Genomic DNA, 13491 nt, shown 5'->3' on the forward strand with positions numbered 1-13491 from the left:
ACACCTCATTCACCCCGCTCCGCCATGGGCAATCCCACCGGCTTCAAGACGATCAACCGGGCCGTCCCGTCCGACCGCGATCCGCTGCTCCGCATCCTCGACTGGAACGAGTTCCACGAGCACATGCCGGAAGAAGAGCTGCGGTCGCAGGGCGCCCGCTGCATGGACTGCGGCGTCCCGTTCTGCCACACCGGCGACGTGATGAACCGGATGGCCGCCGGCTGTCCGCTGCACAACCTCATCCCGGAGTGGAACGACCTCGTCTACCGCGGCAAGTGGAAGGAGGCGCTGGACCGCCTGCACAAGACGAACAACTTCCCGGAGTTCACCGGCCGCGTCTGCCCGGCGCCCTGCGAGGGCTCCTGCGTGCTGGGCATCACTTCGCCGCCGGTGACGATCAAGAACATTGAGGTCTCGATCGCCGACCGCGGCTGGGAAGAGGGCTGGGTGAAGCCCGACCCGCCGGAGGCCCGCACCGGCAAGACCGTCGCCGTCGTCGGCAGCGGCCCGGCCGGCCTCGCCGCCGCCCAGCAGCTCAACAGCGTCGGCCACAAGGTCACGGTGTACGAGCGGGACGACCGCGTCGGCGGCCTGCTGACCTACGGCATCCCCAACATGAAGCTCGACAAGAAGCTCGTCGCCCGCCGGGTCGAGCAGATGAAGGCCGAGGGGGTGGAGTTCGTGGTGAACTGCGCCATCGGCAAGGACATCTCCGCCGACGAACTAAAGAAGGACTTCGACGCCGTGGTGCTCTGCACCGGCGCCACCAAGCCGAACGACTTCTTCGCCAGGACCCCCGGCCGCGACGCCAAGGGCATCCACTTCGCGATGGACTTCCTGCGGCCGAACACCCAGAAGGTGCTCGGCGGCAACCCGCCGGACTACATCTCCGCCGAGGGGAAGAAGGTCCTGGTGATCGGCGGCGGCGATACCGGCACGGACTGCATCGGCACCAGCCTGCGGCAGGAGTGCGAGAGCGTGGTGACGTTCGAAATCGTCGCCACCCCGCCGCAGGAGCGCCCGGCGAACAACCCCTGGCCGCAGTGGCCGATGGTCTATCGCACCGACTACGGCCACGAGGAGGCTGCGGCGAAGATGGACTACGACAACGACCCGCGGTTCAGCTTCAAACAGAACCACCACGACCCCCGCGAGTACGAAATCCAGACGCTGGAGTTCCTGAAGGACGACGCCGGGAACCTTTCCGGCGTGCGGGCCTGCCGGGTGGACTGGTCGAAGCCGCAGCCGGGCGGGGCGCCGTTCACGGTGGTGGAGAACAGCGAGTTCACGATCGAGTGCGACCTCGCCCTGCTGGCCCTCGGTTTCGGCGGTCCGGAGCCGACCCCGGCGGAGCAGTTGGGCGTCGAGTTCGACGCCCGCGGCAACTTTCAGGCGGAGTTCGGCAAGTATGTGACGAACGTGCCCGGCGTGTTCGCCTCCGGCGACTGCCGCCGCGGCCAGAGTCTCGTCGTCTGGGCGATCGCCGAAGGCCGGGAGGCCGCCCGTGAATGCGACCGCTTCCTCATGGGCAGCACCCGGTTGCCGTGACGCCGGTCACGGAAGAGTCCGTCTTGCCGCCCCGAATCCCGCTGACCTAGCCTGCGCCGCCGTCCTACGGAGCAGGTCATGGTCCCGGTCTGGAATCGCGTCTCCCGGCGGCAGTTCGTCGCGGGGCTCGCGGCACTGTCGCTGCCCGTCAGTTCGATCTCCTGCGGCACGCTGCTGCATCCGGAGCGGATCGGCCAGCCGCGGACCGGGCGATTGGATCCGGCGGTGTGCATCCTCGACGGCGTCGGCTGCCTGCTGTTCGTGGTGCCCGGGGTCCTGGCGTTCATAGTCGACTACGCCAGCGGAGCCCTGTTCCTACCGCCGGGCTACGCGGCGGAGGGGAGCGCGCTCGATCCGGACACGGGTCTCGTCCGCGTGCCGCTGCCGGCCGATGCGGCGTCGCTGGAAGAACTGGAGCGCGAACTGGCGAAGCACGTCGGCCGCCCCGTCGATCTGAGCGGGCCGGGCGCCCACGTCGAACGGTACGACGCCCTCGCCGACCTGCCGACGGAGCTGGTGCGGGCTCAGTCGCCTGACGCAGGCGTCAAACAGTAAAGCGAACGTCCGCAACGCGAAGCGTCCCGGACCCTCGGAGGGTCCGGGACGCTGGTGACTCTGGAAAGGGCCGGTCGAAGACGCAGTTTACGCGTCCAACCCCGAGACGCGACCGGTGCTGTCGCCGAAGGACTCCACGCCGCCGGCGTCCGCGGCGTCGAGCATCGTCAGGAACAGGTTGTTCAGCGGGGTGTCTTTGGCGAAACGCCGGTGCGACCCGGGCTTCACGGCGCCGCCGCCGCGGCCGGCGAGGATCAGCGGCAGATCGGAGTGGCTGTGCCGGTTCCCGTCGCGGATCGCGGAGCCGTACAGGATCAGGCTGTTGTCCAGCAGGTTCCCCTCGCCGTCCGGCGTCTCCTTGAGCTTCTTCACGAACCGGGCGAAGTGCTCCATCAGGAAACGGTCGATCCGGGCGATCTGCTCCAGCTTTTGTTCGTTCGACTGGTGGTGCGAGAGATGGTGGTGGCCGTCTTTGACGCCCGCCTCCTCGTACTTCCGGTTGCTGCCGGCGCTGGCCAGCATGAAGGTGCTCACGCGGGTGACGTCCGCCTGGAAGGCGAGCGCCTGCAGGTCGTACATCAGCCGGATGTGCTCGTTCAGCTCGTTCGGCACGCCGGGGGGCAGGTCGATGTCCGGCCGGTCGATCGCCGGGGCGGTGAGGGTCCGCTCGATCCGCCGTTCCACGTCGCGGACGCTGGTGAAGTACTCGTCCAGCTTCTGCCGGTCCGTCGAACCGACCCGCTTGGTCAGCGAGGCGGCGTCGTCGGCGACAAGGTCCAGCACGCTCTTGCGATCGGCCAGGCGGCGCTCGACCGCGTCGTCGCCGCCCTCGGTGCCGAACAACCGCTGGAAGGCCAGCTTCGGGTTGATCTCCTTGGACATCGGCTGGGTGGGGCTCCGCCAGCTGACGTTATTCGAGTAGGCGCAGGAGTAGCCGGAGTCGCAGTTCCCGGAGTTCCGACCGCGGTCGATGCCAAGTTCCAGACTGGGCAGCCGGGTGCGGGAGCCGATGCGGTCGGCGGCCACCTGGTCGATACTGCGGCCGCCGCGAATCGTGGAGGAGGACTTCAGCGGGTGCACGCCGGTGAGGTAGGTCGCGGCGTTGCGGGCGTGGTCGCCGCCGCCGTCGCCGAGGCTGTTGGCGTTGTGCTGATCGAGCCCGCTGAGCACCGTCACGTCCCCGCGGAGGTCCTTCAGCGGCTCCAGCGAGGGCGTCAGCTCCCAGCCGGTCCCTTCCGTTTTGGGGAACCAGCGATCGACGTTCACGCCGTTCGGGAAGAACATGAACGCCAGCCGGACCGGCCCCTTGGCGGCCTCGTCGGCCGCCTTCGCCATGCCGGCGAAGGGCATCGCGTCCAACAGCGGCAGGGCGAGGGCCGCCCCCGCGCCGCGTAACAGCGTGCGCCGCGACAGGGACGACAGCGGGGCGTGACGGTTCAGGGCGAACACGGGGAGGCCTGCGGTGAAGGGGGGAGGAAATCGATTCTAACAGATGCGAACCCCCGGCGCGGAGACGCCGGGGCCCGCGCCTAGTTGGCGGCCAGGGCCGCCGTGGTCCGTTTGCGAAACGGGTCGCTCAGCACGACGCCGCGGATCAGGTCGCGGAGGCGATGCCCCTCCGGCCGGGCCGATTCGACGATCCCGTCCACGCTGCAGCGGTCGTACCACAACAGGCCGCGGCCGAGGCCGTACGTCATCAGTTGCCGGGTGAAGTGCGCGACGAACTCGTCGGAGCGGCCGGCGAGCACGTCGATCAGCTCGGTCGCCCCGGTGAACTTCGTGCCGTCCGGCAGTTCGCCGGAGGCGTCGATCTCGTGCTTGCCGTCCTTCTCACGCCATCGGCCGACGGCGTCGAACCGCTCGAAGGCGAAGCCCAGCGGGTCCATCACGGCGTGACAGCTCGCGCAGCCCGGGTCCTCGCGGTGCTTGGCAAGCGCCTCGCGGAGCGACAGATCCTTGTTGGACTCTTGCGTCTCCTCCAGCGCCGGAACGTTCGGCGGCGCGGGCGGCGGGGGAGTGCCGAGGATGTTGTCGAGAATCCATTTGCCCCGCTTCACCGGGCTGGTGGCGACCGGGTTGCTCGTCAGCGCAAGAATGCTGCCGTGCGTGAGGAGGCCGCGGCGATTCTCCGGCAGGGAGACGCGGCGGAACTCGGCTTCGTCCGGGTACGGGAAGATGCGGCGGCGGCGCTCGCGTTCAAAACGGCGGCCGTCCTTCTTGACGTCGTCAGGCAGCCCGTCGGCGTAGTACTCCTCCATCTTCTCCCCGGTCCGGCCGTCCCATGGGATGCCGTAGAACTCTGCCAGGCGGGGGTTCACGAAGGTGAAGTCCGCGTCGAGCATCCGCTTGACCGGCAGGTTTTCCTCGAGCACTTCGCGGCAGAACAGTTCCGTCTCCCGCCGCATGGCGTTCTTCGTGTCGCTCGTCCACATCTCCCCGAACTGCCGACCGTCCGGGTTGAACTCGTCCAGCATCCCGAGGTTGAGCCACTGGGCGAAGAAGCCTTCGACCAGCGCCTCCGACTTCGGGTCCTCCAGCATGCGGTCGACCTGTTCGGAGAGCGTCTTGGGATCCGTCAGCCGGCCTTCGCCGGCCAGGCGGAGCAGCTCCTCGTCCGGCATCGAAGACCAGAGGAAATAGCTGAGCCGGCTGGCGAGTTCGTAGTCGTTCAGCGCCGCCGGTTCGCCGGGACGGGCGTCGGCCGGGTCGCGTTCGATGCGAAACAGGAAGTGGGGGGAGCAGAGCACCGCCTGAAGCCCCAGTTGCACGCCCTGCTCGAACGTGCGGCCGTTGCTCACGACCGACTCGACCAGCGTCGCCAGACGCTGCACTTCCAGATCGGTGGCGGGACGGCGGAAGGCCCGGGTGGCGAGAGGCCGGAAGATCTCTTCGGCGGCCTCCCGCACGCCGCCGGCTTCGTCCGGCGTGGTGGTGACGATCGCCGCGTGGATCGGCGGCAGGTTCTCCGGCCGTTGCCCCAGCGGGCCGTGGATCTCGATCTCTTCCAGATAGATGTTCCGGTCCAGCTTCCCGCCCTTGCCGTCGTCCTGGTAGTAGTCGTTGACGAACTTGATCTCGAGCGGGTACTCGCCCTGCTTGACCGGGATGGTCCGCTCGAAGGTCTCGGTGGTGCGTTCCTTCTTCAGCGTGACCTCGGCCAGCGGCAGGCCGGCCAGCGTCGCCTGATACTTCGCCTTATCCGGCCCAGCCTGATGGGCCTGGGCGTGGATGCGGATCGTGTAATCGCCCGCGGCGGGGAAGCGGTACGTTCCCTTATGTCCCTGGACGGACCGCCCCGCGTCCAGTTTCTCGCCCTGGTTCATCAGCGTCGAAACGTCGCCGACGATCGCCTCTTCGGCGATCGTCTCCGCGGCGGCGAGGTACTTTTCGAGCAACAGCGGGGGCAGGGTGAGGACGTCGCCCTGGTTGTCGAAGCCGTTGCCGACGTCGTCGGTCGGGAAGTGCTCGCTGAGATTCAGATCCACGCCCAGCAGGTCGCGGACGGTGTTGTCGTATTCCGTCCGGTTCAGCCGGCGCACCGTCACGCGACCGGGGTCGTTGTCGACCTGACAGTCGACCTCGTGCAGGACCCGGTCGATCCAATCCACGGCGGCGGCCCGCTCCTCGGCGGAGGGCTGCTCCATCTCGGAGGGCGGCATCGCCCCGACCTTAAGGATCGCCAGGATGCGCTCCCACTCCTCACGGTTCTCCCGCACGTCGTCGGCGGAGGCGACGGAGCCGAAGTCCACGTCGGCCTCGGCGTAGTCCGGGCCGTGGCAGTCGAGGCAGTGGGTCTTGAGGAAGCCGCCGACGCCCTCGGCGAAGTTCTGCTTCGGCTCGACCATCGCCGCGAGCTTCACCTGCGGGGCGGGCGTCGCCGGAGCGGCCGTCGCGTCGTCGGGCGAGGCCGGGCGGGCGGCGAGGCGCTCGTCCGAGAGGTCCGGGGTCGCCGCGACCGCCGGTTCGTCGCCGGCCGGCAGGAACAAAATCAATCCCGCCACCAGAGCCGCCGCAACGGCCAATCCCGCCCCCACCGTGCCCCACGCCCGCGACCGGGCCGGGGAGGGGGCAGCGGACCGCTTCCGGGCAGAGCGCTGGGACGGGATCGAATCGAAGACGACGTCCGGCCGGGCCTCCGGCACCCGCAGCTTCCGGCCGCAGTTCGGCCCGGGACAACGCCCCACCTTGCCCGCATGCCGCTCCGCAGCGGTAAACGCGACGCCGCAATTCGGGCAATAAACGCGGATCCGCATGGGCGGCGTCAGCTTGATAGGTTGGGGGAGGACGTGCGGCGGGACGTTCCCAAAGCGGGAACGCGGACGTCAGGCACGATCGGCGCCGCCGGGGGCGCAGCGGACCGTTCGGGCCGGACAGTCTACGAGACTGATGCCTTCGGTTCCATCGGATAATTCCGAGGGGAGTGAAACCCGAACCGATCAAAGACAGTCAGTCCGTGGCCAAACCGCTGTGGCGGAGCAGAGCGTCCGGTTGCGGCGGGCGGCCGCGGAACTGCTCGAACACGGCCATTGGGTCTTCCCCGCCGCCGAGGCTCAGCACCGTGTCGCGGAAGCGGCGGCCGGTCCGCTCCACGGCCGCCTCGTCGTCGAGGCCGGCCTCCTCGAAGGCCGCGAAGGCGTCCGCGGAGAGCACTTCCGCCCATTTGTAGCTGTAGTAACCGGCCGCGTACCCACCGGCGAAGATGTGCGAGAAGCTGCACAGCGTGCGGTCCTCCTCCAGCGGCGGGAGCACGGAGACCCGCGTGAGGTTCTTGCGGTGCAGGGCGAGGGCGGCGGCGCTGTCGCCCGCGACCTCCGGCGTACTGTGCAGCTTCATATCGGACGACCCAAACCCGATCTGCCGGCACATCTGCGAGCCGGCCCGGAAGGTGCGGGCCTTCACGATCTTTTCGAACAGCTCCTCCGGCAGCGGTTCGCCGGTTTCGTGGTGCTTGGCGAAGCCCATCAGCGTGGGGCGGTGATAGCACCAGTTCTCCATGAACTGGCTCGGCAGTTCGACGGCGTCCCACTCCACCCCGGAGATCCCCGCGGCGCCGGGTTCTTCCACGGTCGTCAGCATGTGTTGGAGGCCGTGCCCGAACTCGTGGAACAGCGTTTCCACCTCCCGGAAGCTCATCAGCGACGGCGTGTCGCCCGTCGGCGGGGTGCCGTTGCAGACCAGATAGGCGACCGGCAACTGCAACGACCCGTCCGCGTTCCGCCGACGGCCGAGGCAGTCGCCCATCCAGGCCCCGCCCCGCTTGTCGGCGGGGCGGCTGTAGGGGTCGAGATAAAACCCGGCGATGACCTCGCCGTTTTCATTCTTCACCCGGAAGAAGCGTGCGTCCCGGTGCCAGACCGGCGCCTCGCCGTCGGCGTGCTCCATCGTCACGCCGAACAGCTTGTGACAGAGCCGGAACAGCCCGTCCAGCACGTTCGGCAGAGCGAAGTAGGGGCGCAGGTCCTCGTCGGTGAACTCGAAGCGCTCCTCCCGCAGCCGCTCGGCGAGGAAGCCGACGTCCCAGTGGCGGATCTCGTCCACGCCGTACCGCTCCGCGAGCGGTCTGAGATGCTCCATGTCCGCGGCGGCGCCCGCTTTCGCAGCGCCCAGCAGTTCCGCGTGCAGTTTTTCAACGGCGGCCACGTCCGGGGCCATTTTCTCCGCGAGGCTCACCGCGGCGAAGTGCGGGTAGCCCAGCAGCTCGGCCATCTCCTGACGAATCTGCAGGATGCGGCCGATCAGCGGTTCGTTGTCGTCCTCGGCCGGCGTCTCGCCCTCGCGGCTCGCCTTGGTGATGTGCGCCAGGTAGAGCGTCTCCCGCAGATCGCGGCGGGCGGCGTGGGAGAGGAACTGCGTCAGCGACGGGCCGTCCAGCGTCACCCGCCACGGGCCGTTCTCCGGCGTGGCCTGTGGGTCGTCCTCACCCTTGGCCTCGTTGTACGCCGCGGCGTAGAGGCGACGGGCGGTCTTGGGCAGGCCCTCCACCTCATCCGCCTCCGTCAACGTCAGCGAGAACGCCTTCGTCGCGTCCAGGACGTGATTCGAAAATTCCGTGGAGAGCTTCGACGCCTCCTCCGAGAGCGTGTTGAACCGCTCCTTCTCCTCGCCCTCCAAGGCCACGCCGGCCAGTTCGGCGGCGAGAATCTTCTGATCGACGATCCGCCGCTGCACCCCGCTGAGGCCGTCCCAATCCGGCCCGTCGCGGAGCGCGACGAGGGCGTCGTACAGCGGGCGGCTCTGCGACGTTTTCAGCCCGAACCGCACGATCGACGGCAGCGCCGCGGCGTGGGCGTCCCGCAGCGCCTTTGAGTTCTGCACCCCCATCAGGTGCCCGACGGGTCCCCAGATCCGCTCGAACGGCTCGAACAGGCGGTCGGTCGCCGTGACGGTCGCGGCGTAGGTCGGCTGGACCTCCGCCTCGATTCGCTCAAAGCCCGCGGTGGCGGTCTTCAGCATCGCGGCGACGTCCGGCTCGACGCTCTCGACCGTGAACCGGTCGAAGCGCGGGAGGTCCCAGCGACGCCCGTCCGGGGCTCCGGCGGAGGCGGGGTCGAAGGATTCGGCGGGGGGCAGCGGTTCGGTCATGGCGGGATGGTCTCCGTCAGGGGGCGGGATTGGAATAGAACCTTCGCGGGCCGCGTCAATAACCGGCCCCGCGACGGCGCCTCAAAATCGACCGCCCATGTTCGCCCCGTTCCTGCTCAGCGCCATGACGCTCGCCCCGCTGCCCACCGAAGCCCGCCGCGACGTTCCGTCCGCCGACGCGCCGCCCGCTCTGCCGGCGGCCGGGTTCGCCCCGCTGAACCTGCCGTTCCCTACGTTGGGCGGCATGCAGTTCTGGGGGGACGTGACCCACCGGGCCGGCTGGCGGATTCAGCGGCACGCCGTCACCGGCCATTATCGCCTGCTGGACGACTGGGACCTCCGCCGGGCCTGGGGCGACCGGGCCGCCTGCGAGGCGGCGCTGGCGCAGGAGATCGCCGCCCGCAACCTGCCGCGGCCGGCGGGGGACGTGGTCATCCTGCTGCACGGCATGATCCGCAGCGGGAAGTGCTTCGCCCGACTGGCCGCCGACCTGCGGACGGCGGGCTTCACGACGGTCGCCGTCGACTACCCCAGCACCCGCCAGTCGTTGCGGGCCTCCGCGGCGATGCTGGACGAGATCACCGACCGGCTGGTCCGCGACCAGGACGCGGACGATCCGGTGCGGCTGCACTTCGTCTGTCACAGCGCCGGCGGGATCGTGCTGCGGGCCTGGGGCGAACTTCAGGACGATTCCGTGCCGGTGGGCCGCAGCGTGCTGCTGGGCGTGCCGAACCACGGGGCGGCGATGGCGGACGCACTGCGGGGCATGCCGCTGGTGGGCGACTCGCTGAACTTCCTCTGGGGCGCCGCGGCGGCGGAGATCTCGCGGGGGGAGGGGACGCTGTCCGCCCTGCCGGCGCCGCGGGGGACGTTCGCCACGATCGCCGGCTGCCGGGGCGTCGCCAGCGGCTACAACCCGCTGATCGAAGGGGACGACGACGGCACCGTCGCCGTCGCCGAGGCCCACCTCGTCGGCGAGGCGGATCACCTCAGCGTCCGCGGGGCGGGGCACTCCTTCCTGATGATGAACCCCGAGATTCGGGCGGCGACGGTGCGGTTCCTGCAGGGGTCCACCCTCAGCGAGCCGGCAGACTGACGTCCTTCGCGCGCGATCTTGCCGCCGTTCGCCGCCGGGACCTATGACCGCGGGCAGTCCCGCTCCCGCCCGGTTCCGCAACTCCTCCCGCCGCCGTGCAGTTCCACTCGCCGGGGTTCCTGCTGTTCTTCGCGGCGGTGCTGCTGGTCCACCACGTCCTGCCCCTGCCGTGGCGGGCGAAGAAGGCGGCGCTGCTGGGCTTCAGCTACCTGTTCTACGCGGCGGAGCACCCGCCGTTCGTCGCCCTGCTGGCGGTCAGCACCGTCGTCGACTGGTTCGCGGCGAAGGGGATGCACGGGGCCGTCACGCCGGGGATGCGGCGGTTCTGGCTGGGCCTCAGCCTGACGTCGAACCTCGGGATGCTGGGCTACTTCAAGTATGGCGGGTTCCTGATCGAGAACTTCGTCGCCGCGGTGCACGCCCTCGGCTGGACGGGCTACGAACCGGGGGGCACGTCGATCCTGCTGCCGGTGGGGATCAGCTTTTTCACGTTCCAGACGCTCAGCTACACGATCGACGTCTACCGCGGGAACGCCCCCCCCTGGCCGAGCCTGCTCGACTTCGCCCTGTACGTCAGCTTCTTCCCGCAGCTCGTCGCCGGGCCGATCGTGCGGGCGACCGACTTCCTGCCCCAGCTGACCGCCCCCCGCCGTGCGGATTCCGGGCGGTTCTGCTGGGGGTTGAGCCTGATTGTGGTCGGGCTGTTCGAGAAAGTGGCTCTGGCGGACGCCTTCCTCGGCCCCGCGGCGAACGCGGCCTTCGGCGCTCCCGGGGCGGAGGGCGCTGCGGATCGGCTGGCGGCGGGCTACGGATTCGCGGACGCCTGGATCGGCACGCTGGCGTTCGCGGGGCAGATCTTCTGCGACTTCGCCGGGTACAGCACCTGCGCGATCGGCGTGGCGATGTGTCTGGGGTTCGCCCTGCCGGAGAACTTTCGCTTCCCCTACGCGGCCGTGGGGTTCAGCGACTTCTGGCGGCGCTGGCACATTTCGCTGTCCGGCTGGCTGCGGGACTACCTCTACATCCCGCTCGGCGGGAACCGCGGCGGGCGCTGGTTCACACTGCGTAACCTGGCCCTCACCATGCTGCTGGGCGGCCTGTGGCACGGGGCGGCCTGGACGTTCCTCGCCTGGGGCGGTTTGCACGGGGCGCTGCTGATCGCCGAACGCAGTCTGCGGTCCGCGCCCGTGGCCCGGTGGTCGCTGTGGAGCCGGTGGTACGGCGAACTGGCGCTGATCGCGGCGACGTTCCTGGCGATCTGCGTGACGTGGACCTTCTTCCGTGCCGGGAGCTTCGCCCAAGCGGCCGCGATGCTTGAGGCGATGAGCGGGCTGAACGGCGTTGCCCCGGCGACGGCCGTCGACTGGGCCGTCGCCGGGCCGGCGCTGGCCGCCGTCGCCGGTCTGCTGACCGTTCACTACCTCCGCCGGCACACCACGCTGGAGGCCGCGGCGGCGGGGTGGGGCTGGGGCTGGATCTCGCTGTCGCTGGTGTTGATGGCGCTGGCCACCGCCTTCGCCCCGCGGCCGGACGACGCGACGTTCATCTACTTTCAATTCTGAGCCGATCCCCCGATGACGACCGTCGCGCCCGCAGAGCCGCACGGCTCGCCTGATCGCTTCCCCGCCGCCCGCGTCGATCTGCGGGTCGCCCGTCGGGCGGCGCTGGGGGCGTTGACGGCGCTGGGCCTGTTACTGGGCGGCGTGGAAGTCGGCCTGCGGGCGGCGGGGTGGCGGCCGTCCGTCAATGATTCGCCGGAGCTGCACGGCTGGTACCGCCAACAGGCGACCGCCGCGGGGCCGAACGCCGTCGTGCTGCTGGGCGGTTCGCGGATGCAACTGGGATTCGACGCGGAGACCTTCCGCCGCCGGCATCCACACCGGCCGACGGCGAATCTGGCTCTCGACGGCGGCTCCGGGACCGGCTTCCTCGAAGACCTCGCCGCCGATCCGAACTTCCGCGGCACGGTGATCGTCGACTTCAACGCCCTGCACCTCGGCGAGGCGATGCTCGCCGAATCCCGTTTGCGGGCGGACGAGGCGCGGGCGACGACCGCCAGTGAGCGGCGTCACGCCCGCCTGTGGGCGGCGGTGGAGGCCAAGTCGGTCGTCGCCGGCGACATGCGATTCCGGTGGGAGGCGATCGCCGCCCTGCTCAAAGGCGAGGCCCCGCCGCCGCCCATCACCTATCGCGCGGCCGATCGCTTCGTCGCGGCGGACTATCGCGGCGCCGGCGCCACGTCCGGGGCGTTGCAACGCCATCAGCTCGGGCGGCTCGAACGCCACCTGGCCGAGGGTCGGCTCGAGCAGATCGAGCCGGCGGAGTGGCTGCGACGCAGCGCCCCGTTGCGGGACAGCGTCGAACGGATCGTCCGCCGCGGCGGACGGGTCGCGTTCGTGCGATTCCCCACCACCGGCGCCCACTGGGACATCGACGAACGCCGCTACCCCCGCCCCCGGTACTGGGATCGACTCGAGGCCCGGGTCGGCGCCCCGACCGTTCATTTCCGCGATCTGCCCGCCGCGGCGGCGCTGGAGTGCCCGGACGGCTCGCACCTCGACGAACGGGACCGCCCCGTCTTCACCGCCGCGCTGCTGGACGAACTGGGCCGCCGCGGCGTGCTCTGAGTCACCCAATGAAAAGGCCCAGGCCGAAGCGATCGCTCCGGCCTGGGCGCTTTGGAGTTGCCGTCGAAGGGTCGCCGCTTACGGCTGGGCCGGGGCGGGGATCTTGTCCTTCACGTCGTAGGCGATGCCGGTCGCCTTCAGCGCCTTGATGACCCAGAAGGTCGGGTCCAGCTCGTACCACTTGTGGCCGGCCCGGGCGTTGGACGGGTGGGCGTGGTGGTTGTTGTGCCAGCCCTCGCCGTAACTGACGACCGCGACCCACCAGAGGTTCTTGCTCTCGTCGCGGGTCTCGTAGTTCCGGTAGCCCCACAGGTGCGTGGCGGAGTTGACGAACCAGGTGCTGTGATAGGCGTAGGTCATCCGGGCGCACAGGCCCCACAGCAGCATCGGCATGCCGCCGACCGCATAGAGGGCGACGCCGGGGAGCACCATCCAGAGGCCGTAAGTCTTCTCGAAGAACCGCAGCATCGGCCGATCCTTCAGTTCCGGCACGTACTTCTCATAAAGCAGTTCCTGGTCCCGCGGGCTGCGATCGAGGAACAGCCAGTAGAGGTGGGCCCACCAGCCGTCGTCGTGGTCGGTGTGCGGGGAGTGCGGGTCGCCGGGCTGATCGCTGCGGTGATGGTGCAGGCGGTGGGTGGCGGCCCAGGTGAGCGGGGAGCCCTCGCCGGAGAGCACGCCGCAGAGCAGCACGAAGAACTCCGCCGGCGTCCGCAGCTTCATGCTCTTGTGGGACAGAAAGCGGTGGTAGCCCAGACAGATGCCGATCGACAGCGTCAGCCAGTGCAGGGCGACGGCGACCGCGATCGCCTCCCAAGTGACGAAGAAGAACGCCGCCACGGCGCCGACGTGCATCGCCGTGATCCAAATCAGCACCGGCCAGCTGATCCGGCTCCAGAGGTGCCGACTGTTGAAGGAATCGAACAGCCGTTCGCGGTCGGCCTCCGCCCGTTCCCGCTTCGCAGCGGCCTGCAACTTCGCGTCGCCGTTCTCCGCCCGAGCGGCCGGTTGGTCGACCAGCGGCGCGGCGGGCTTCCGTGGGCGGGCAGTCTTTGGGGCGAGAGCAGCGGACATTAGGCGACT

Annotated in this window: 9 protein-coding genes; 5 read left to right on the forward strand and 4 right to left on the reverse strand. The window is 69.7% G+C overall.

Annotated elements, in window-relative coordinates; all coding sequences use genetic code 11:
• The first annotated feature begins 24 nt into the window (after positions 1 to 24).
• Entirely contained in the window at positions 25 to 1548 is a 1524-nt protein-coding gene (locus CA12_RS18720) for a glutamate synthase subunit beta (protein ID WP_145360574.1), read from the forward strand.
• 78 nt (positions 1549 to 1626) lie between these two features.
• Complete coding sequence (locus CA12_RS18725; RefSeq protein ID WP_145360576.1) at positions 1627 to 2103, forward strand: hypothetical protein; 477 nt, start codon at positions 1627 to 1629, stop codon at positions 2101 to 2103.
• 87 nt (positions 2104 to 2190) lie between these two features.
• Here the strand turns inward: CA12_RS18725 and CA12_RS18730 are convergent, their stop codons facing one another.
• From CA12_RS18730 to CA12_RS18740, 3 genes are all read right to left on the reverse strand, one after another.
• On the reverse strand, positions 2191 to 3552 hold the full coding sequence (locus CA12_RS18730) for a DUF1552 domain-containing protein (protein WP_242688022.1): 1362 nt from the start codon (positions 3550 to 3552) through the stop codon (positions 2191 to 2193).
• 80 nt (positions 3553 to 3632) lie between these two features.
• A complete protein-coding gene (locus CA12_RS18735) occupies positions 3633 to 6356 on the reverse strand; it encodes a DUF1592 domain-containing protein (RefSeq protein WP_145360578.1) in 2724 nt (907 codons plus the stop codon).
• A 193-nt stretch (positions 6357 to 6549) separates the two neighbouring features.
• Positions 6550 to 8685, reverse strand: a complete 2136-nt coding sequence (locus tag CA12_RS18740; protein WP_207622044.1) for a M3 family metallopeptidase — start codon at positions 8683 to 8685, stop codon at positions 6550 to 6552.
• Between the two features lie 97 nt (positions 8686 to 8782).
• Between CA12_RS18740 and CA12_RS18745 the strand changes: the two genes are divergently transcribed.
• The 3 genes from CA12_RS18745 (at position 8783) to CA12_RS18755 (ending at position 12408) form a co-directional block, all read left to right on the forward strand.
• On the forward strand, positions 8783 to 9781 hold the full coding sequence (locus tag CA12_RS18745) for an alpha/beta fold hydrolase (RefSeq protein ID WP_145360580.1): 999 nt from the start codon (positions 8783 to 8785) through the stop codon (positions 9779 to 9781).
• A 95-nt stretch (positions 9782 to 9876) separates the two neighbouring features.
• The gene (locus tag CA12_RS18750; protein WP_145360582.1) at positions 9877 to 11343 is read left to right on the forward strand and encodes an MBOAT family O-acyltransferase; all 1467 of its coding nucleotides are present in this window, start codon (positions 9877 to 9879) and stop codon (positions 11341 to 11343) included.
• A 12-nt stretch (positions 11344 to 11355) separates the two neighbouring features.
• The gene (locus CA12_RS18755) at positions 11356 to 12408 is read left to right on the forward strand and encodes a hypothetical protein (protein ID WP_145360584.1); all 1053 of its coding nucleotides are present in this window, start codon (positions 11356 to 11358) and stop codon (positions 12406 to 12408) included.
• A gap of 78 nt (positions 12409 to 12486) precedes the next feature.
• Here the strand turns inward: CA12_RS18755 and CA12_RS18760 are convergent, their stop codons facing one another.
• Positions 12487 to 13482 (reverse strand): acyl-CoA desaturase, encoded by a 996-nt coding sequence (locus CA12_RS18760; protein WP_145360586.1) that lies wholly within the window; start codon positions 13480 to 13482, stop codon positions 12487 to 12489.
• Positions 13483 to 13491: the final 9 nt, after the last annotated feature.

Origin of the sequence: Alienimonas californiensis, assembly GCF_007743815.1 — a bacterium.
Classification (GTDB): domain Bacteria; phylum Planctomycetota; class Planctomycetia; order Planctomycetales; family Planctomycetaceae; genus Alienimonas; species Alienimonas californiensis.

What these genes read in the sequence shown, in the direction of transcription:
- CA12_RS18725 (WP_145360576.1), top strand. Translation starts at nt 1,627, where the DNA reads ATGGTCCCGGTCTGGAATCGCGTCTCCCGGCGGCAGTTCGTCGCGGGG.
- CA12_RS18735 (WP_145360578.1), bottom strand. Translation starts at nt 6,356, where the DNA reads ATGCGGATCCGCGTTTATTGCCCGAATTGCGGCGTCGCGTTTACCGCT.
- CA12_RS18760 (WP_145360586.1), bottom strand. Translation starts at nt 13,482, where the DNA reads ATGTCCGCTGCTCTCGCCCCAAAGACTGCCCGCCCACGGAAGCCCGCC.
- CA12_RS18745 (WP_145360580.1), top strand. Translation starts at nt 8,783, where the DNA reads ATGTTCGCCCCGTTCCTGCTCAGCGCCATGACGCTCGCCCCGCTGCCC.
- CA12_RS18740 (WP_207622044.1), bottom strand. Translation starts at nt 8,685, where the DNA reads ATGACCGAACCGCTGCCCCCCGCCGAATCCTTCGACCCCGCCTCCGCC.
- CA12_RS18755 (WP_145360584.1), top strand. Translation starts at nt 11,356, where the DNA reads ATGACGACCGTCGCGCCCGCAGAGCCGCACGGCTCGCCTGATCGCTTC.
- CA12_RS18720 (WP_145360574.1), top strand. Translation starts at nt 25, where the DNA reads ATGGGCAATCCCACCGGCTTCAAGACGATCAACCGGGCCGTCCCGTCC.